The 17,657-nt window shown below is 69.3% G+C and carries 15 protein-coding genes; 7 read left to right on the forward strand and 8 right to left on the reverse strand.

Translation table 11 applies throughout. The features are described 5' to 3' along the window. Positions 1-93: 93 nt before the first annotated feature. On the reverse strand, positions 94-294 hold the full coding sequence (locus ACIBHX_RS22205; protein WP_397069062.1) for a hypothetical protein: 201 nt from the start codon (positions 292-294) through the stop codon (positions 94-96). Positions 295-431: 137 nt separating this feature from the next. Here ACIBHX_RS22205 and ACIBHX_RS22210 point away from each other — a divergent pair, with 137 nt between their 5' ends. Then, positions 432-1,574 carry a histidine kinase gene (locus ACIBHX_RS22210; protein WP_397069063.1) on the forward strand — a complete coding sequence of 381 codons (1,143 nt, stop codon included), beginning with the start codon at positions 432-434 and terminating at the stop codon, positions 1,572-1,574. On the opposite strand, the gene ACIBHX_RS22215 is transcribed toward ACIBHX_RS22210, so the two are convergent. Next, positions 1,512-4,556 (reverse strand): BTAD domain-containing putative transcriptional regulator, encoded by a 3,045-nt coding sequence (locus tag ACIBHX_RS22215; RefSeq protein ID WP_397069064.1) that lies wholly within the window; start codon positions 4,554-4,556, stop codon positions 1,512-1,514. The two genes, ACIBHX_RS22210 and ACIBHX_RS22215, sit on opposite strands and share 63 nt — an antisense overlap. 125 nt (positions 4,557-4,681) lie before the next feature. Continuing rightward, positions 4,682-5,284, reverse strand: coding sequence for a class I SAM-dependent methyltransferase (locus ACIBHX_RS22220; protein WP_397069065.1), 603 nt, complete (start codon positions 5,282-5,284; stop codon positions 4,682-4,684). Positions 5,285-5,761: 477 nt separating this feature from the next. On the opposite strand from ACIBHX_RS22220, the gene ACIBHX_RS22225 reads away from it, so the two are divergent. The 3 genes from ACIBHX_RS22225 (at position 5,762) to ACIBHX_RS22235 (ending at position 8,023) form a co-directional block, all read left to right on the forward strand. Next, a complete protein-coding gene (locus ACIBHX_RS22225) occupies positions 5,762-6,391 on the forward strand; it encodes a PIG-L deacetylase family protein (protein WP_397069066.1) in 630 nt (209 codons plus the stop codon). Continuing rightward, positions 6,388-7,056: a WbqC family protein gene (locus ACIBHX_RS22230; protein WP_397069067.1), complete on the forward strand. Its 669-nt coding sequence runs from the start codon at positions 6,388-6,390 to the stop codon at positions 7,054-7,056. The genes ACIBHX_RS22225 and ACIBHX_RS22230 overlap by 4 nt, the downstream gene beginning before the upstream one ends. Before the next feature lie 112 nt (positions 7,057-7,168). Then, positions 7,169-8,023, forward strand: a complete 855-nt coding sequence (locus ACIBHX_RS22235) for an NAD(P)-dependent oxidoreductase (protein WP_397069068.1) — start codon at positions 7,169-7,171, stop codon at positions 8,021-8,023. Positions 8,024-8,082: 59 nt separating this feature from the next. Here ACIBHX_RS22235 and ACIBHX_RS22240 read toward each other — a convergent pair whose 3' ends face one another. Continuing rightward, complete coding sequence (locus ACIBHX_RS22240; protein WP_397069069.1) at positions 8,083-9,408, reverse strand: O-antigen ligase family protein; 1,326 nt, start codon at positions 9,406-9,408, stop codon at positions 8,083-8,085. A gap of 415 nt (positions 9,409-9,823) precedes the next feature. Between ACIBHX_RS22240 and ACIBHX_RS22245 the strand changes: the two genes are divergently transcribed. From ACIBHX_RS22245 to ACIBHX_RS22255, 3 genes are all read left to right on the forward strand, one after another. Continuing rightward, the gene (locus ACIBHX_RS22245; RefSeq protein ID WP_397069070.1) at positions 9,824-10,813 is read left to right on the forward strand and encodes an NAD-dependent epimerase/dehydratase family protein; all 990 of its coding nucleotides are present in this window, start codon (positions 9,824-9,826) and stop codon (positions 10,811-10,813) included. A gap of 131 nt (positions 10,814-10,944) precedes the next feature. Continuing rightward, positions 10,945-11,841 carry an MraY family glycosyltransferase gene (locus tag ACIBHX_RS22250; RefSeq protein ID WP_397069071.1) on the forward strand — a complete coding sequence of 299 codons (897 nt, stop codon included), beginning with the start codon at positions 10,945-10,947 and terminating at the stop codon, positions 11,839-11,841. Positions 11,842-11,855: 14 nt separating this feature from the next. After that, positions 11,856-13,256: a polysaccharide biosynthesis tyrosine autokinase gene (locus tag ACIBHX_RS22255; protein WP_397069072.1), complete on the forward strand. Its 1,401-nt coding sequence runs from the start codon at positions 11,856-11,858 to the stop codon at positions 13,254-13,256. Here the strand turns inward: ACIBHX_RS22255 and ACIBHX_RS22260 are convergent. The 4 genes from ACIBHX_RS22260 to ACIBHX_RS22275 all read right to left on the reverse strand — a co-directional run bounded on the left by ACIBHX_RS22260 (position 13,225) and on the right by ACIBHX_RS22275 (position 17,586). Next, positions 13,225-13,842, reverse strand: a complete 618-nt coding sequence (locus ACIBHX_RS22260; RefSeq protein WP_397069073.1) for a hypothetical protein — start codon at positions 13,840-13,842, stop codon at positions 13,225-13,227. The genes ACIBHX_RS22255 and ACIBHX_RS22260 overlap by 32 nt on opposite strands. Before the next feature lie 58 nt (positions 13,843-13,900). After that, entirely contained in the window at positions 13,901-15,664 is a 1,764-nt protein-coding gene (locus tag ACIBHX_RS22265) for a DUF4012 domain-containing protein (RefSeq protein ID WP_397069074.1), read from the reverse strand. After that, positions 15,654-16,223, reverse strand: a complete 570-nt coding sequence (locus tag ACIBHX_RS22270; RefSeq protein WP_397069075.1) for an LPXTG cell wall anchor domain-containing protein — start codon at positions 16,221-16,223, stop codon at positions 15,654-15,656. The genes ACIBHX_RS22265 and ACIBHX_RS22270 overlap by 11 nt, the downstream gene beginning before the upstream one ends. A gap of 103 nt (positions 16,224-16,326) precedes the next feature. Then, positions 16,327-17,586, reverse strand: coding sequence for a nucleotide sugar dehydrogenase (locus ACIBHX_RS22275; RefSeq protein ID WP_397069076.1), 1,260 nt, complete (start codon positions 17,584-17,586; stop codon positions 16,327-16,329). Positions 17,587-17,657: the final 71 nt, after the last annotated feature.

Genomic DNA, 17,657 nt, shown 5'->3' on the forward strand with positions numbered 1-17,657 from the left:
CCGTCTCCGGGGCGCCGTCCCCCGACGTGCGCCCCGCCGGGCTCGCGGGCCATGCCGCGCGCGAGCCCGGAGTCTCTTGTGCGCCTTCCCGGTTCAGGCGGCCTTCGACTCGTGGCCGCCGCGGCGCGGTAGCCGTACCACCTCTGCGTCCTTGCGCGGCACCTGGATGAAGCGGCCGCTGGAGCCCTCGGCGGGCTCACCGTTGATCCGGGAGAGCATGACGGGGTCAGCCAGTGCCAGCAGCACTCCGACCACCAGCCCCACTCCCAGCAGAACAAACCCGATGACGATCATGTCCTTCCCCCTTCCGACGCCATCCAGCATGCGTCCAGGACCAGGTCGGGCGCCTCCGCTGAAGGGCTGGGCTTGGGGTCGCCGACTCGGCCGAACGGTTGATACTGGCTGTCCGACTTGCGGCTTAGGCTCAAGCCGTGGGGGACACCAAGCGCATCGTGTACTGGATCCGGCGGCTGAGCGAGATAGCGGTCCTCGGCTGGCTGTGCATGATGCTGCTGATCGACCTGGTCATGGCCGCCGGCATGGGCGGGCTGCAGTGGCTGGTCCCCATGTGCGGCGTGGCCGGGATCGTCGCGGTCGTGCTGCGCCGCCGCTTCCGCCTCGAGGGGTTCGCCCTGCTGCTCGGCCTGTCCTTCGCGGTCTCCCTGATCATGGGCGGGATCAACTTCGCTGGCGCCCCTGGCACGGCCGAGACGGGCGCGATACTCGTCCTGACGATCGGCGTGCTGCGCAACGTCGAGCCGGTCAGGCGGGCGGCGATCCTGGCGATCGTCTCGCTGGTGGTGCTGATGGCCGAGGGCGGCGGCCGCGACTACCGCAGCGGCGGGCTGGCCTTCTCGTTCCTGCTGTTCGCCGCCTGGTCGATGGCCGCAGGCATCGGCGGCTACCTGCGCTTCCAGCAGGAGCGCCGCACGGAGGCCGTGCACTCGGTACGGCGAGCCGAGCGCCTGGAGCTGGCCAGGGAGCTGCACGACCTGGTGGCCCACCACATCACCGGCATCGTCGTGCAGGCACAGGCCGCCCGTACGGTGGCCGAGCTGAAGCCGGACGCCGTGATGCCGGCGCTGGACGCGATCGCCAACGCCGGCACCGAGGCGCTGACGTCGATGCGCCGCCTGGTGTCGGTGCTGCGCGAGCAGGAGGAGGGCGCGCGCACGCCCGGCATGACGCTGGCCGACCTGCGCATCCTGGCCGAGCGGTTCTCGCAGGGCGGGCCGCGGGTGGCCTTCGAGATCGGGCAGGGCGTGGACGAGCGGACGCTGCCGCGCGAGGTGCTGACCACGCTGCACCGGGTGCTGCAGGAGGCGCTCACCAACGTGCGCAAGCACGCGCCAGGCACCGGCTGGGTGGAGGCCGAGCTGCGCCGCAACGGCGGCGACCTGCTGTTGCGGGTGCGCAACTACGGCTCGCAGGCCGATCCGCGGGTCTCGCGGCTGGGCGGCGGGTTCGGGCTGGTCGGGATGGCCGAGCGGGTGGAGGCGCTGGGCGGGCGGCTATACGCCGGCCCGACCCCGCAGGGCGCCTGGGAGGTGGTCGCCGAGTTCCCGCTGCCCTGAGCGGCGGACCTCGGCGAACGCTTCTGCGCCGAGCAGCTCGGTCAGCCGGGCGCTGATCCGGTTGACGTCCAGCCGCTCGGCGCCGGGCAGAGGCGCGCCCACCAGGTTCCTGATCCCCTCCGCGGCGCCCAGCGACCGCGCGGCCTCCTGCGCCCGGCCGGACAGCGACAGTGCCCCGGCCAGGCCCTCCAGCGACAGGGCGATGGCCCTGGGGTCGCCGGTCCGGCGCGCGGCCTGGTAGCTCTCGCATTGCCTGGCCAGCGCGAGCTCGGCGTCGCCGCGCTGCTCGGCGGCGAAGCCCAGCTCGGCCATGAGGAAGGCGATCCCGGGCAGCCCGTCGACCTCGCGCAGCCACGCCAGCCACGGCCGGACGTACGCCTCGGCCTCGGCGTAGCGTCCCTGCCGCCTGGCGCTGACGGCCAGGCCGAGCGCGGCGTGTTCTTCGGCGCCCTTGTAGGACTGCTCCACGGCCAGCCGCCTGGCCCGCTCGTGGTAGTCGTCGGCCCGCTCGTAGTCGCCCGCCAGCAGCGCGCTGCGGCCGATCGCGGACAGCTTGTTGGCGGTCTCGAAGCCCAGCTCCTCTGCCAGACCCAGCCCCCGCACGCGCAGCCGGGTGGCCTCGTCGTACTCGCCGCGGATCTCGGCCAGCCGGTCGAGGGTGTCCATCGCCTCGATCTGGCCCCAGCCGTCGCCCAGCTCGCGGAAGACGGCCAGGCTCCGCCGGCCGTCGCGCTCCATGGCGGCCAGGTCTCCCCTGCCTCCGGCGTACTTGGCGCGCAGCGACAGTGCCGCGGCCATCCCCCACCGGTCGCCCTGCGCGGTGAAGGTGTCCAGCGCGCCGGTGACGCGCCGCTCGTGCTCGTGGAAGTCGCCGTAGGCCCAGCGGACGTGGGTGAGGAACCAGTCGGCCAGCGCCCGGCCCGCGGCGTCCAGGTGGTCGTGGCGCACCGCGGGGGCGGCCTCGCCCACGGACATGGCGATACCCGCGTGCCACACCGTCGCGAGCGCCACCTCCTCGGCCTGGCCGCCGCGTTCCAGCACCGCGGCCAGGGTACGGCGGGCCTCGCCCAGCCTGCCGCGCAGGAACCAGTACCAGGCCAGCGCGTTGACCAGGCGCAGCGCGTACGGCCCGCGGGTGGCCAGGCGCAGGTTCGCGCTCTCGGCGTCCAGGCGCTGCAGCCACTGCCGCTGGCCGTGGCCGCGCAGGTCGGCCCGTTCCGCCAACTCGGTGTAGTAGCGGGCGTGCCGTTCCGCGACCGGCTCCCGCTCCCCCGCCTCTGCCAGGCGTTCAGCCGCGTAGGCGGCCACGGACTCCAGCAGCAGGAAGCGCGAGCCGCGCGAGACGACCAGCGAGCGGTCCACCAGCCGGACCAGCGCGTCGACCACGTCCACCCCCGGCTCGGCGCAGACCGTCTCCGCCGCCTCCAGGGTGCAGCCGTCGGCGTGCGCGGCCAGGCGGCGCAGCACGATCCGCTCGGAGGGCGGCAGCAGTTCCCAGCTCCAGTCGAGCACGGCCCGCAGCGTGCGCTGGCGGGCGGGCGCGTCCCGCATGCCGGAGCTGAGCAGCCGGAACCGCTCATCGGCCCGCCGCCCGTCCGCTTCCCCGCCGGGCGACCCGAGCCTCCCGGCGAGCTCCTCGGCGCCCAGGGCGCGGACGCGGGGGGCCGCCAGTTCCAGTGCCAGCGGGATCCCGTCCAGCCGACGCGAGATGACGCGCAGCGTATCGTCCTCGGCGACTCCCGCCCTGGTGGCCAGCAGCCGGGTGGCGTCGCGCTCGGACAGCGGCGGCACCACGCTGACGCGCTCGCCGGTGATGCCGACGGGTTCCTGGCTGGTGGCCAGCACGCGCAGCCCGGGTGCGGCGCGCAGCAGGCCCGAGGTCAGCGCGGCCACCTGCTCGATGACGTGCTCGCAGTTGTCGAGCACCAGCAGCATCCGCCTGGCGGCCAGGCCGCTCGCGAGCCTTTCCGCCAGCGGCGCGGCGCTGTCGTCGCGCATGCCGAGCGCCGCGGCGACGGCCTCGGCCACGTCGGCGGCGCCCGCAAGCTCGACCAGCCACACCCCGTCGGGAAAGGCAACACTCCCACGCGCGCCGGCAGCCGGGCTTCCGGTCACGTGCCAGGCGATCTCCAGAGCAAGCCGGGTCTTGCCGACACCGCCCGAGCCGGTCAGCGTCACCAGCCGGAACGTCTCCAGCAGGGCCGACACGTCGCGGACCTGCGGCTGCCTGCCGATCATGTCGGTGAGCGGCGCAGGCAGGCTCGAGGCGGCGCCGGGCGGCGCGAGCGCGGGATCCTGGCGCAGGATCGCCTCGTGCACGGCGACGATCTCGGGTGACGGGTCGAGCCCCAGCTCGTCGGCCAGCAGCGTGCGCAGCTGCCGGTAGCTGGCCAGCGCCTCGCTCTGGCGGCCTGCCCGGTACAGGGCCTTCATGTGCACGGCGCGCAGCCGTTCCCGCAGGGGGTGGGCGGCCACCAGGTCGGCAACCTCAACGGGTTCGCCCAGTGCCTGCCGTACCTCGGCGAGCTCCTCGAAGGCGGACAGCCGGGCCTCTTCCAGCCGCGCGATCTCGGGACGGGCGAAGTCGAAGTCGGCGAAGTCGGCGTAAGCGGGGCCGCGCCACAGCGCGAGCGCCTCCTCCAGCCGGGCGGCGCGCTCGCGGGGCGTTCCGGTGCGGGCGGCGGCCAGCGCCAGGAAACGGCCGGCGTCCACGTCGGCGGCGGTCAGCCGATACCCCGCGGGGCCCAGGACGATCGCGCCCGGGTCGCCCAGGGCGCGGCGGAGCTGGGAGATCCTCGCCTGGAGCGTGCTCGCCGGCGTCGCCCGCCCCCAGACATCCTCGATCAGCCGGTCGGCCGGGACCGGTCGACCCTCGTGGACGAGCAGGTCGGCCAGCAGCGCACGCACCTTGGTCTCGGGAACGTGTACCGGCTCGCCGTCCTCACCCCATACGGCCAGCGGCCCCAGCACCCCGAATCTCACCACGTCACGTTAACCCGTCGCGGGCTCATCGGATTTCCGTAGCAGTCACGCGGGACAAGGCGGCGACGACCATGGCGCCGTCATCGAGTCGGGGCTCGGCGAGCGCACTCGCCCGAGTCCGAGGCCTACGTCCCGGTGCCTGACATCCAGTGGTAGAAGTGCAGGCGCTGCTCGATCATCTGGCGCTCGAAGCCGTATTCGGCCACGGCGGAGCTCCACGCCGGAGGATTGTTGTACACGATGGTCAGCTTGCGAGGAACACGCCGCAGGCTCTCGACGATCCTCTCCATGACCTCTCTCAAGGTCGGCTCGCGGAAGGGGTTGTAGAAGTAAACAACGGTGACATCGTCCGGCAGTTTGTACTTTCGTGCGTCGGCCTGCTCGATGCTGACGTCCTTGCAGCGAAGCTTCGGCCGCGCCGCGTCGATGTTCCGCTGGGCGCGCTGGTACAGCTCGGCCTGATGTTCGACCCCGATGATCCGGCGCACTCGCACGTCTCTTGCGAGGACGAGCATCATGCGCCCCAGCCCGGCGCCGTAATCGATCACCACGTCGTCCGGCCCCGGCCGCAGCTCGCGTAGAGCACGCCGGATCTTGCGCAGGTCGCTCGGCTGGTGTTCGAGCTCCTGGTGATCGATGCCGCGGTCGGCCGGTGTGCCGGAGGTATCCGTTCCCATGCGGACGTCGAACCACCGGCCCGTGAGCCAACGACGTGAGCGATCGACCATCAAATGGACGGAAGTCACAGATCTGCCTCCAGAGTCGAAACCGCGCGCAGCGCTCCGTTGTCGCGCAACCCAGTACCCGACGACATTCCGGGAAACAGCGCTCTGTCGTTCTTGCAACACTCTCTGTAGTCGTCAGACGCCCTCAGCGTAGCAGTTCGATCACTTATCGTGGTCTCATCGACGCCCTCCCGGTCGCCTCGACCGTATGACGTCCCGCTCCGGACGTCATCGACGTGCTCCCTTGAAGGGGCAAGCCGATGTCGTAAGTACGCACCAGGAGGTCCGCTCTCCCCCGCAGAGCAGGGACCGATGCGCGGGCTTGGCACCGGCTCGAGGATCTCTTCACGAAACCCGTACCCGAAACGCCGAGCACGAAGAGTGACCAATGGATTACAAATGAGGTAGAGATCTCTGCGGCGGCCCGGACAGCAGGAATGCCCCGTCGCGAAGGCAGTCCTTGCCCCCAAGGAGGATGGCATGTCCGATCTAGTAGTGATCGCACCGCACATGGATGACGAAACCCTGGGATGCGGTGGCGTTCTGGCCATGGCCGACGACCCCATGGTGGTGTTCGTCGTCGCGCCAACCGACGACAACGTGGAGATCGACCAGGTCGCCGACATTCTCGGGTTCCGTTACACCGTGCTCTACGAAAAAGAGTGGGAGGCCCGCCTGCTCTCCGTCGATCGGCGCGAACTCGTCGGCCGGATCGAAAGCGTCCTGCACGCCGAACGGCCACGCGAGGTCTTGATTCCGGCCCCGTCATACCACCAGGACCACGTGGTGACGTTCGAAGCGGGCATCAGTGCCACCCGCCCGCTGTCGCGCAACGGTTACATCGCGCAGATGGTCGCCTCCTACGAATACCCCGGATCCACCTGGGGGTTCGACGGGCGGGAAATCGAGCTGAACTACTACGTGGACATCGAATCCGTCCGCGACCTGAAGCTCAAGGCGGTGTCCCTTTACCAGTCATCGCAGTTCGGACGCGAGGTGATCGCCCCCGATGTCGTCGACGCCTGGGCAACGCTGCGGGGAAGCAGCGTCGGCCTTCAGTACGCGGAGGCGTTTCGAATCCTCCGGCTCGTCAATTCGAGGCCGTCGTGACAACGGTTGCCATCCTTCAGCCGACCTACTGGGCTCGCGCGCACGTATGGAACCGTGTGTTCCACTCTGACATCTTCATCTGGCTCGATTCCGTGAAGTTCGCCCGATCTTCCACCAAATGGGAGGATCGGACCATCGTCGAGACGCCGAACGGCCAGCAGCTCGTCCTGCGTCTTCCCAAGCAAGGCTCGCGAGACGTGCCTTGGTCCGAGGCGCGGCTCAGCGACGGGTGGCTCAAGCACAGGACAAGCATCCTGCACTGTTACGCGAGGAGCGCGCACTGGGACGTGGTGAAACCGATGCTCGACCCGGTGTACCAGCCTGACGCGACGACCATCGAAGCCGTGTGCTGGCGCTCCTTCTGCGCCATCTCCTCGCTCCTCCAGCCGTCGTGCAAAGTGATCCGCAGTTCGGATCTCGACGTCTCAGGCGCGAAAGGCGAATTGATGCTCAATTTGGTCAGCGCGGTGGGGGGCTCCAGTTATCTGACCGGGCAGCCTGGTGCCGCCTACCTCGACCAGCCCGCCTTCGCGGCCCGCGGCATCGCCATCGAAACGCAGTCATGGGCGGCGCCGAGCACGAAGCACGGACTCAAGAATCCCTCGATCATTCATCTCGTTGCCGAAAACGGAATAAACGACACAAAAGACCTATTGGCTGGCTGAAGGCGCTCGCGAGGCACCCGGATCTCCTGCCCGCTCGGGGACCCGCATCGCTTCGGGTTGACCCGTAGCCGAGCCGAAGGAATTCCGAAGCGGGGCGAGGAAGCCTGGGGTCATGACTGATGTGACTGTGATCGGCCTTGGCCCGATGGGCGCGAAGATGGCCGAGACGTTCCTTGCGGCGGGCCACCGGGTGAGCGTGTGGAACCGTACGCGTAGCAAGGCCGACCCGCTGCTGGCGCTGGGCGCCGAGTGGGCCGACCGGCCCGCGAGCGACCTGGTGGTGATCAGCCAGATCGACTACCAGGCCATGTACGACAGCCTGGGCGAGCAGCGGCTCGATGGGAAGGTGCTGGTCAACCTGAGCTCCGACACGCCCAACCGGCTGCGGGAGGCGGCGGAGTGGGTGGCCTCGCGCGGCGGCGTGCTGGTGACCGCGGGCATCATGACTCCCCCGCCCGGCATCGGGCAGCCCGGCGCGTACACCTACTACAGCGGGCCTCGTGAGGCCCTCGACCGGCATGCCGACACGCTGGCCGCGTTGTCGGAGGTCAAGTACGTCGGCCCGGATGCGGGGCTGGCGATGTCGTACTACCAGGCCAGCCTGCTGATGTTCTGGTCGACCCTGGCCGGCCACATGCACGCCACGGCGCTGGTGGGCGCGGCGGGCGCCAAGCCGGCGGAGTTCCTGCCGTTCGCGCAGGACCTGGTGGGCGGCCTGGCCGTCGAGGGCCCGATGGGCTACCTGAAGATCCTCACGGAGCACTTCGCGAGCGGGGAGTACCCGGGCGGGGAGAACAGCCTGCACATGCAGGTCGTCGGCCTCGGCCACGCGGTGCACGCGCTAGAGGACGAGGGCGTCGACGCGTCCTGGCCGAAGGCGCTGCTGCGGCTGTTCGAGCGGGCCGAAGCGGCCGGCCACGGCCAGGACGGCGTGGGCAGCGTCTACGAGGTGGTGCAGAAGCCCTAAATCCAAGCCGCCGGAGGTCGTTGACACCCGCGTCGCGCCTCCGGCGAAGGATTCCCAGGTCAGCTGGCCCGTGATCGCGATCGGGATCGGCGCCGGAACGAGCGCGTCAGCTTCACGCCGGCGTCTCCCGGCATGGCAGCGGCTTTCGCCCGTGCGGCGAGAAGGCACCCCAGCGGGATCCAGAAGTGGACGGAGATCACCGGGTGCGGGAGCGCCACGTCCGTGCCGATCCAGACCAGACAGGACACCACCAGCGCCCGGACCACGCCGAGATCGCCCTGCTGGCGCGGCCAGACTCCGAGGAAGACGAGGATCAGGAACAGCGCCAGCGCCGGGAGGCCGTTCTCGGCCGCCAACCGGATGTAGTCGTTGTGGGCGCCGGTCCGCGGGCCGTACGAGATCTCGATCATCTGGACGAGGTTTCCGTATCCGACGCCGCGTAGCGGATGCTGCGCGATCAGATCCAGCGACGAGGACAGGAGCCCCGAGCGGTGCAGGTCGCTCGAGTTGATGCTGGATCCATCCCGCAGCGGCGCCAGCAGGTCCTCCACGGACGGCCCGTACCAGAGGATCAGCAAGGCGCTGGCCCCCAGCACGAACAGCAACAGCATCCGCCAGAACCCGGACCGCAGGGTCATGAGGTAGAAGGTCACGCCGACCGCGGCGGCCAGCGTTCCCGCTCTGGATCCCGACGCGATGACACAGCTCAGGCAGATGGCGGCAGGAGCAAGCCAGAGCGCCGTACGGCGGGCATAGGCCAGACCGATGCACACGGCCACCGCGGGCCCCTCGATGATCCCGAGCCAGGTCGAGTAGTACACCTCGGTGTAGAGCCGGTCGTTGGACCCGTACAGGCCCTGTGAGAAGGCGAACACGGCGACCGCGACGCTGCTCCAGACGAACAGCTGGAGGACGTGGGCGGGTTTGGGCGGCACCACGAGCGTGATGGCGAGTGTGAGCAGGCAGACGAGCAGGCCGGGGAAGTGGCGGCTGTCGACCAGGCTGTTCACGCTCGCCCATTGCGCCACGGTGACCGGCGGAGCGAGGTAGGAGGCCAGCACCAGAGCGCCGAGCCCGCCGATGAGCAGGTGCTCCATGCTCAGCCGGAACTGCCCGGACAGCCATCTGATGCTCACGCCGGCGGCCACGATGGCCACGCACGCGGTGACGACCGCGGCGGTGACCTGGCTGACGTCCAGCTGGCCGGCGAGACCCCATTCGAACGCGATCGAGATGAGCATGCCAAGGGGCAGCAGGGACAGGGCCGCGGCGCGTGGCCTCACGATCGCGAACACCGCGAACAAGGCCGCGGGAATGGCCAGCGACATGAACCTGTATTCGCCCAGCATGACCAGCACGATCGCGGCCAGACACGCCGTCGCCAACGCGCAAAGTAGGTCATAGCGGGACGTACTAGCGCGAGTGTCATTCAGATTGGTGATTCGCCCGCAAAATTCCTCAATAACAGACACATTGACCTGCTTGCTCCGCATCTTACGACGGTGTCCCGGCAGCCCCGCGGGATTGTCAGGACAACGAGGAACCTATCAGGACCTAACGGAGGCCAGCCGACGAGACACGACGGAAATCGCGACAGGAGCGGCCATGCGGGCGGTCGTTTTGCCGCCTGTTTCATTTCCTACGGGGGCCGCTGACTATAACCGCACCCACGCATGAACCTGACTTGTTACGCCATGTATTCGCGTTGCACCGAAATCCGTCACTCCTGTGATCGAATAACTCTGCATACCTGAATTTCCCCCGGCCGTCAGTTAGCCGCGCGGAGACGAGGAGAGCCACATGGACGGCAGAGAACAGACCACGTATCTGGTGACAGGAGGAGCGGGCTTCGTCGGCTCGCACCTCATCGACGCCCTGCTCCAGCGCGACGAGAGGATCATCATCCTGGACAACCTTGCCACCGGCTCGCCGGAGAACGTGCCCCGTTCGCCCAATGTTCAGTTCGTGCACGGCTCGGTCCTGGACACCTTGATCGTCGACGAGCTGGTGCGGCAGTGCGATGTAGTCGTCCACCTGGCCGCCGCCGTCGGCGTCAAGCTGATCATGGAGCAGCCGCTGCGGTCGCTGACCACGAACATCCGCGGCACCGAGGCCGTGGTCGAGGCGGCGCACCGCTACCGCAAGAAGATCATGATGGCCAGCACGAGCGAGATCTACGGCAAGAACGCCGCGGGCCCCTTGTGCGAGGACGCCGATCGGATCCTCGGCAGCCCGACGGTCGTGCGATGGTCCTACAGCACGGCCAAGGCGGTCGACGAGATCCTGGCCAACGCCTACCACAGGGAGCGCGGGCTGGAGACCATCGTGGTCCGGCTGTTCAACACGGTCGGCCCGCGCCAGAGCCCCGCCTACGGGATGGTCATCCCCCGGCTGGTCCACCAGGCGCTGCGCGAAGAACCGCTGACGGTGTACGGCGACGGCACCCAGACCCGCTGCTTCGCGCACGTCCACGACGTGGTCGATGCCCTGATCAGGCTGCTCGACACCGAGGAGGCGGTCGGGCAGACCTTCAACGTCGGGTCCAGCGAGGAGGTGACCATCCTCGAGCTCGCCAAGCAGATCGGCGAGATGTGCGACAGCGACGCCGGCGTCAGGATGGTCCCCTATCACGAGGCGTACGAGGCCGGGTTCGAGGACATGATGCGCAGGGTCCCCGACACCTCGAAACTGCGCGCGCTGACGGGCTGGTCTCCGCGGCGCACGCTGCGCGACATCCTCACCGACACGATCACGGCGGTGCGCCGTGAGGGGCCGGTGCTCACCCCATGATCCTGACGACCGTTCTCCTGACCGGGGCGGCCGCCGGTGTGGTCAGCGCCACTTCCGCGATCCCACTTCGGCGGCTTGCCCTCCGGATGGGGCTTACGGACGTGCCCGCGGAACACAAGGCTCACAGGGAGGTGACTCCCTACCTGGGCGGCGTCGCGATCCTGCTCGGGACGCTGACGTGCGTGTTCGCCGCCGTCGACCCCAGCATGATCGCGATCCTGCTCGGCGGGTGCGCCGTGGCCATCCTGGGCCTGCTCGACGACCTCCAGCCACTTTCCCCGGTCGTCCGGCTGATGGTGGAGGTCGTGGTGGCGACCGGGGTCGTGCTCAACGGTGTGCGGGCGCCGCTGTCCGGCCAATGGATGGACATTCCCCTTACCGTGCTGTGGATCGTCCTCATCACCAACGCGTTCAACCTGCTCGACAACATGGACGGCGCGCTGGCCGGCATCGGCGCGGTGAGCTGCGGGCTGCTTTCCGCGACGGCGTTCGCTCTCGGCCAGCCCAGTCCCGGTCTGCTCCTGGCCGCGCTGTCCGCCGCCTGCCTCGGCTTCCTGCTGCACAACTGGCGTCCCGCCAGGATGTTCATGGGTGACGCGGGCTCGCTCTTCCTGGGCTTCACCACCTCCTGCTCGGCCGTCCTGCTGGTGTCCCAGCAGGGCGGCGCGGCCGTTCCAGCCGGAATGCTGCTGCCCGTCTTCATGGGCGTCGTGGACACCGGCGTGGTCCTGATTTCGCGCAAGCTGAACGGCCGGTCGCTGCTCCGGGGAGGCACGGACCACGTGTCGCACCGAATGCGGCGCCTTGGGCTCGGCACAGGAACCGTGGTCGTGACGCTCGCGGCGGTGGCCGGGCTCGGCGGCGTACTCGGGCTGGCCATCGTCCTCGGCGCAGTCGACGCCACGGTCGCCATGATCGCCGCGGGCGGCGCAGCGCTCCTCCTCGTCGCCCTCTTTCAAGGTGTCGACGTCTACGAAACGGCGACCGCACCGGGTGCGCCATCCCAGTCAACCCGCAAGCTCTCCTGAGAGGCGTCCACCTCGTGGATCTGGTGTATTACATCCGGCTCGCCCGGAGAAACCTGTTGCTCATCCTGCTATCGCTCGCTCTCGCTCTGAGCGCGGCCTACGTGGTGACCGTCAACACGCCGAAGAAGTACGAGGCGACGATCTCCCTGCTGGTCTCGGCGCAGAACAACAAGGGCAGCACGGCGACGGCCTATCAGGCGGTGCTGCTGTCTCAGGAGCGCGTGAAGTCCTACGCCAACCTGCTCACCAGCCGCCGCGTGCTCGAGCAGCTGGTGGGCAGCGCGGACGTGCGCAACCTCCAGGACCAGATCAGGGCGGAAGCCGTGCCGGAGACCGTCCTGCTGCGCGCGACGGTGACCGACACCGACCCGGCCCGGGCTCGCAGGCTGGCCGACGCTCTCGGCACCACCTTCACCCGGCTCATCGACGAGCTCGAGCGGCCGGCTCCGGGTGCCGCCGCGACCGTCAGGGTCACCGTGGTGGACCGCGCGGAGCTCCCCACGGTGCCCGTCAGTCCCAAGCCGGTGCTCAACTTCGCGCTGGCCGTACTGCTGTCGCTGCTGGTGAGCGCGGGAACGATCATCCTGCGTGACAGGCTGGACACGACGATCAAGTCCAGCGACACCATGCAGAAGATCTCCAACAGCCCCACGCTCGGGATCATCAGCTTCGAACGGGACGCCCGCAAGCACCCGCTGATCGTCCGGGCGGAAGGAGGGTCCGCGCGGGCGGAGGCGTTCCGTTCGCTGCGTACCAACCTGCAGTTCATCGGGGTGGACCAGCAGCCCAAGTCGCTGGTCGTGACCAGCTCGCTCCCTGGCGAGGGCAAGTCGTCCACCGCCAGCAACCTGGCGATCGCCCTCACCCAGGCGGGGTGGCGAGTGATCCTGGTGGACGCCGACCTGCGCAGGCCGCGCATCCCCGAGTACCTCGGCATCGAAGGCGGCGTGGGGCTGACCGACGTGCTGATCGGGCGGGCCGAGCTTGGCGCCGTGATGCAGCGCTGGGGCCGCGACAGCCTGTCAGTGCTGCCCAGCGGACCTGTGCCGCCCAACCCGAGCGAGCTGCTCGGCTCGCATCAGATGCGGCTGCTGCTCAAGCGGCTCACCGCGGACTTCGACATGGTGATCATCGACGCGCCGCCCCTGCTGCCGGTCACCGACGCCGCCGCGCTCGCCGCCGTCTGCGACGGGGCGCTGCTGGTCGCCAGGTACGGCAAGTCGCGCAGAGAGCACCTGGCGCGGGCGGTGGACCTGCTGGCCTCCGTCAACGCCCGGCTGCTCGGAACCGTGCTCAACTTCGCCCCAGTCAGGGGCGGCGACGGGTACGGGTACGGATACACCGCCTACGGATACGGGGAGGCCGTATCCGAGGCCGAGAAGTTCAGCGAACGTCCAACGCCCGTTGGGGCGTAGGGGCGAAGTGCCCGAAGAAAGGAGCAAGCCCGGCGGCGATCCGCCGGGCTGCTGCTTTGTATCCCCTCCCAGGACCGCCGAAGGGGTCGGCGACGTCCAGGCTCTCCACCCGCACCACACCGCGGAGCAGGCGTGCCCGCTCCACCAGCGAGTGCGCCCGCAGAACCGGATTCTCGATCTCCATGAGCTCCGCGCCGGGCACGGCCCCCGCCAGGGACCCGAACTCCAAGATGGTGAACGTCCGGCTCGACGCCTGCGGCCGCATCGTCACGACCTCGCGGCGATGCTCCGCCGTGCCCGTCAGGACCAGGTCGGCGGCCCGCACCAGATCCTCGGTCAGCGGTTGCGAGGTGAACCCGTCCGGGTTCCCGCCGCATTCCCGCAGGGCCGCTGCCGCTTCGGCGGCCATCGGCCTGCCCGCGATGGCGTGGCTACCCGCGCTCATCGCCACGAACGGCAGAGCGGGGAGTCCGGCGCGGGTGAGCCGCTCCGCGATCGGCGAGCGGCAGATGTTCGCCGTGCAGACGAACAGCAGTATGAAGTCGCTGGCAGAACGATGACGGCCTGATTCTGAGGGTTGCTCCACGAGTGCGACGTTAGAGCGCATGCTTCAGCCGGTTGTGCGCGCCACGCTGGCGTTTTGCTCAGGGAATGCACCCCGGAGAGCTCTGCGTGATCGTGGTGCGCTGGGGCCGTACCAGCGGCTGGACGGGGACCTGCGGTGGCCGGTTCGAGTACGGCTCCACCAGGGTGAACTCCAGCGTTCTCGACTGCCGGGGAGGCAGCTCGATCATCTTCGAGAAGATCGGGTGAGATCGCTCCTTCTCCTCGTCCACCGTGATCGGGCGGCCGTCCATCCGCACCGAGTACAGCCGCGCGCCCACACCGGCGTACAGCGAGACCCACAGCCGGTTGGCGCCGACGGCGGGCGGGTTGTCCGGGCGGTCGAGCCGGCTGGTGACGTAGCTGGGCAGCGTCTGCCGCGGCACGTCGTTGCCCAGCCCGATCCTGATGCGGGTGAACCGTTCGCCGCCGTAGCAGGGGCCCAGGTCGTAGTCCAGGGATCGGTTCAGGTAGTAGTCGAGCTTGCCGCCGGCCGAGTTGTTGACGACCAGTCCAGCGTACGGTCCCGGCGTGGACGGTAGCTCGCCGGCGAGCGCGGTCTGGTCCAGCAGCCGCTGCTCGGTCTCCCTGCGGCTCCAGACCTGCAGGCGGCGCTCGTCGATCATCTGTGACAGGACGGGCAGCACCTTGGCCGGCTCGTCGAAGTGGCCTGTCATGGCCTGGCTGACGGCCTCGGCGATGCCGATGAGGAAGCGCTTGCGCTCTGCGGGGTCCTGATAGCGCTCGTAGGCCGCCCGTTCGGTGAGGTCGACCACGTTGTCGGCGGTGACCTTCTCCCCGCCGGGGAGGGCGACGGGACCGATCAGGCGAAGCAGGTAGGACAGGCCGACGGGGTCGGTGGCGATGGCTCCATCGAGGCGCTGGCCGGTCTGGCGCTGCCACAGCCCGGTCCAGATCTGGGCGGCGTACGGGAAGTGGGGCGAGAGGTTGGAGACGGAGAGCAGTCTGGTGGCGCCCGGCCCGTAGCGGGACTGGTAGTCGGGTCCCAGGTCGGCGACGGGCGTGAGGGTGGTGGTGTCCAGGACTGTGTTGCTGGCCAGCCGTTCGACGGCGATGTGGCCGTGGTCGGCCTTCAGTATCCCGAAGGCGCCCACCAGCCCGCCGGTCCCGCGGGCCTCGGCGTTGGTCTGGAAGGCCAGGAAGTAGCGTCGCGGGCCGGCGCTGCCCAGCATGGCCGGCAGCAGCCTGGCGGCGGTGGCCGCGGACTGCACCCAGCCCCGCAGCCGGTCGGTTTCCCGCAGTACGGTGGCCCGGGCCTCGTCCACCTGGGTGAGGTGCGAGTCGGCGGGCGTGGCGGCCAGGCGGGATCTCGCGTCGTCCAGCCGGGTGACCGCCTGCTCGAGGGCGGGTGCGGCCTTGTCGAGGTCGGCCAGGGGCTTACGCAGGTTGGTCGCGGAGTGCGTGCCGCTCGAGACGAGGCCTGAGCCGATCTCCTCCACCCCGGACAGCACGCCGGTCAGCTCGTCGGCAGTTTCGGCCAGCGCGCGCACGACGGTGGCGCCGTCTCCGGCGACGGGAACCCGTTCGAGCAGCGACCAGCCGGCGCCGCCGGTGAGGTCGCGTGCCTCGGCCGCCTGCTGCTCGGCCTCGTGCAGCGACCCGGCCAGTTCGGCCGGGTCGCCGGTGTTCACGATCGTCCGCAGCTGGAGCAGCGCGTCTCTGGTCAGCTCGAGATGGTCTCGTACTTCCAGCGCGCGCACGGCCGTCCAGCCTCCGACCGCCACGAATGCGGCCAGGGCCAGCAGGCCCGCTACGGCGACGCGGCGGCGTCGCTTATTCGGCAACGGTAGAACGGCGACGACGGCGTACGGTGACCACGACTCCGGTGCCACCGAGTGCCAGTAGCCCCCCGCCGACGGCGGCCATGGCACCGATGTTGCGACCTGTCATGGGCAACTGCGGCCCTTGAGCCGCGACGGGACGCACGCGAACAGGATCCGGACCGGGACCGCCGCCGGGACCGCCGCACCCGCCGCCGCAGCCACCGCACCCACCGTGACAGCGGTGGTGATGGTGGCGGTGGTGGTGGTGGTGAAAGTGGTGGTGGTGCTTGTTGTGGTGCGGTGGGTAGAAGTGATCCTTGTTGTCGTCCCCGTGGTCGTCCCCGTGGTCGTCCCCGTGATCGTCGTTGTTGTCGTTTCCGTGGTCGTTGTTGTCCGACCAGTCGCTGTTGTCCTTTCCTTGGTCGTTGTTGTCCGACCAGTCGTTGTTGTCGTCCGGTGGCGGATTGACCTTGAACGCCGACACCTTGGTCTCGGCAATCCCCGCCGAGATGGTGCCGACGGTCCAGGCCCCGCTGACGGCCGTCGCCAGGATGGCGGTGGCCAGGTACCTTTTCATCATTCGAGCTCCCAAGGACATGACTACGGAACCCGTTATTTCCCCCCGATCAAGCATCATCCGCCCAGGTCGGAACCCTTGCCGAATGATCACTGATCATTGACCTTCAGAGCCGTTCGACGTTGTCCCCCCGGCACCGGTTGCGGGTGTCGAAGACCCTCCGGCTCACCCGCTGGATCAGCCCGAAATCGAACATGTCGTGATCGGTCAGGAGGATCACCGCGTCGGCCTCGGCCAGCTCGTGCTCGGTCGCGCTGACCGGGATCACCCCGTCGGGGAAGTCACCGGGCTCCACGCACGGGTCGGCGACCCGCACCTCGGCACCCAGCCGGTTGAGGCGCTTGACCACCTCGATCACCGGCGATTCGCGGATGTCGCCGCTGTTCTTCTTGTAGGCCAGCCCGAGCAGCAGCAGCCGGCTGCCGTTGAACGGCTTGCTCGCCTTGTTGAGCATCATCCCGACGCGGCTGACCACGTGCTCTGGCATGTGGTCGTTGATGTCGTTGGCCAGCTCGACGAAGCGGAAGCTGTGCCCGAGCGTCCGCTTCACCTGCCACGACAGGTACGACGGGTCGATCGGCAGGCAGTGGCCGCCCACGCCGGGCCCCGGCAGGAAGCGCAGGTAGCCGAACGGCTTGGTGGAGGCCGCGTCGATGGCCTCCCAGACGTCGATGCCGAGCTGCTGCGCGAAGATCGACAGCTCGTTCACCAGAGCGATGTTGACGTGCCTGAAGGTGTTCTCCAGGAGCTTGCACAGCTCGGCGACGTCCGTGGTGGACACCGGGACCGTCGTGTCGACGATCCGGTCGTAGAAGTCCCTGACCTTGGCCAGCGAGCGCGCATCGATCCCCGAGACGACCTTGGGCGTGTTCTCCAGTCGCCAGCGGGCATTGCCAGGATCGATGCGCTCGGGGCTGTAGCCGAGCAGGAACTCCTCCGGTGCCCGCAGCCCTGAGCCCGCCTCGAGCAGCGGGCGCAGCATCTCCTCCGTGGTTCCCGGGTAGGTGGTCGACTCCAGGATCACCGTCGCACCCGGCTCGATGCAGGGCGCGATGGCGCGGCCCGCCTCGGCGATGTAGCTCAGGTCAGGCACGCCCTCGCGCAGCGGCGTCGGCACGGTGATCACGCACACGTCGAAGCCCCGCGCGCCGGCGTAATCGGTGGTGGCCACGTAACGGCCCGTGTCCAGGGCGGCGTTCAGCTCGGCGTCCGGGATGTCCTCGACGAAGGAGTCGGCGGCGTTGAGCCGCTTGACCCGTAGTTCGTCCACGTCGATCCCGACGACGTCGAAGCCCGCCGCCACCCCCCGCATGGCCAGCGGCAGGCCAACGTACCCCTGCCCGACAATTACAAGTTTGTCTACCATGTCAGCCGTCTCCTCTCTTGATCAGGCTGAGGCAGACCTTATGGAACTTTGCGCAGGCTAATCGTGATTGA

Source organism: Nonomuraea sp. NPDC050536 (genome assembly GCF_044457685.1).
Taxonomy (GTDB): Bacteria; Actinomycetota; Actinomycetes; order Streptosporangiales; family Streptosporangiaceae; genus Nonomuraea.

Excerpts from the sequence above, each read along its gene's own strand:
- ACIBHX_RS22235 (WP_397069068.1), top strand. The coding sequence starts at position 7,169 with ATGACTGATGTGACTGTGATCGGCCTTGGCCCGATGGGCGCGAAGATG.
- ACIBHX_RS22225 (WP_397069066.1), top strand. The coding sequence starts at position 5,762 with ATGTCCGATCTAGTAGTGATCGCACCGCACATGGATGACGAAACCCTG.
- ACIBHX_RS22220 (WP_397069065.1), bottom strand. The coding sequence starts at position 5,284 with ATGGTCGATCGCTCACGTCGTTGGCTCACGGGCCGGTGGTTCGACGTC.
- ACIBHX_RS22270 (WP_397069075.1), bottom strand. The coding sequence starts at position 16,223 with ATGATGAAAAGGTACCTGGCCACCGCCATCCTGGCGACGGCCGTCAGC.
- ACIBHX_RS22205 (WP_397069062.1), bottom strand. The coding sequence starts at position 294 with ATGATCGTCATCGGGTTTGTTCTGCTGGGAGTGGGGCTGGTGGTCGGA.
- ACIBHX_RS22275 (WP_397069076.1), bottom strand. The coding sequence starts at position 17,586 with ATGGTAGACAAACTTGTAATTGTCGGGCAGGGGTACGTTGGCCTGCCG.
- ACIBHX_RS22245 (WP_397069070.1), top strand. The coding sequence starts at position 9,824 with ATGGACGGCAGAGAACAGACCACGTATCTGGTGACAGGAGGAGCGGGC.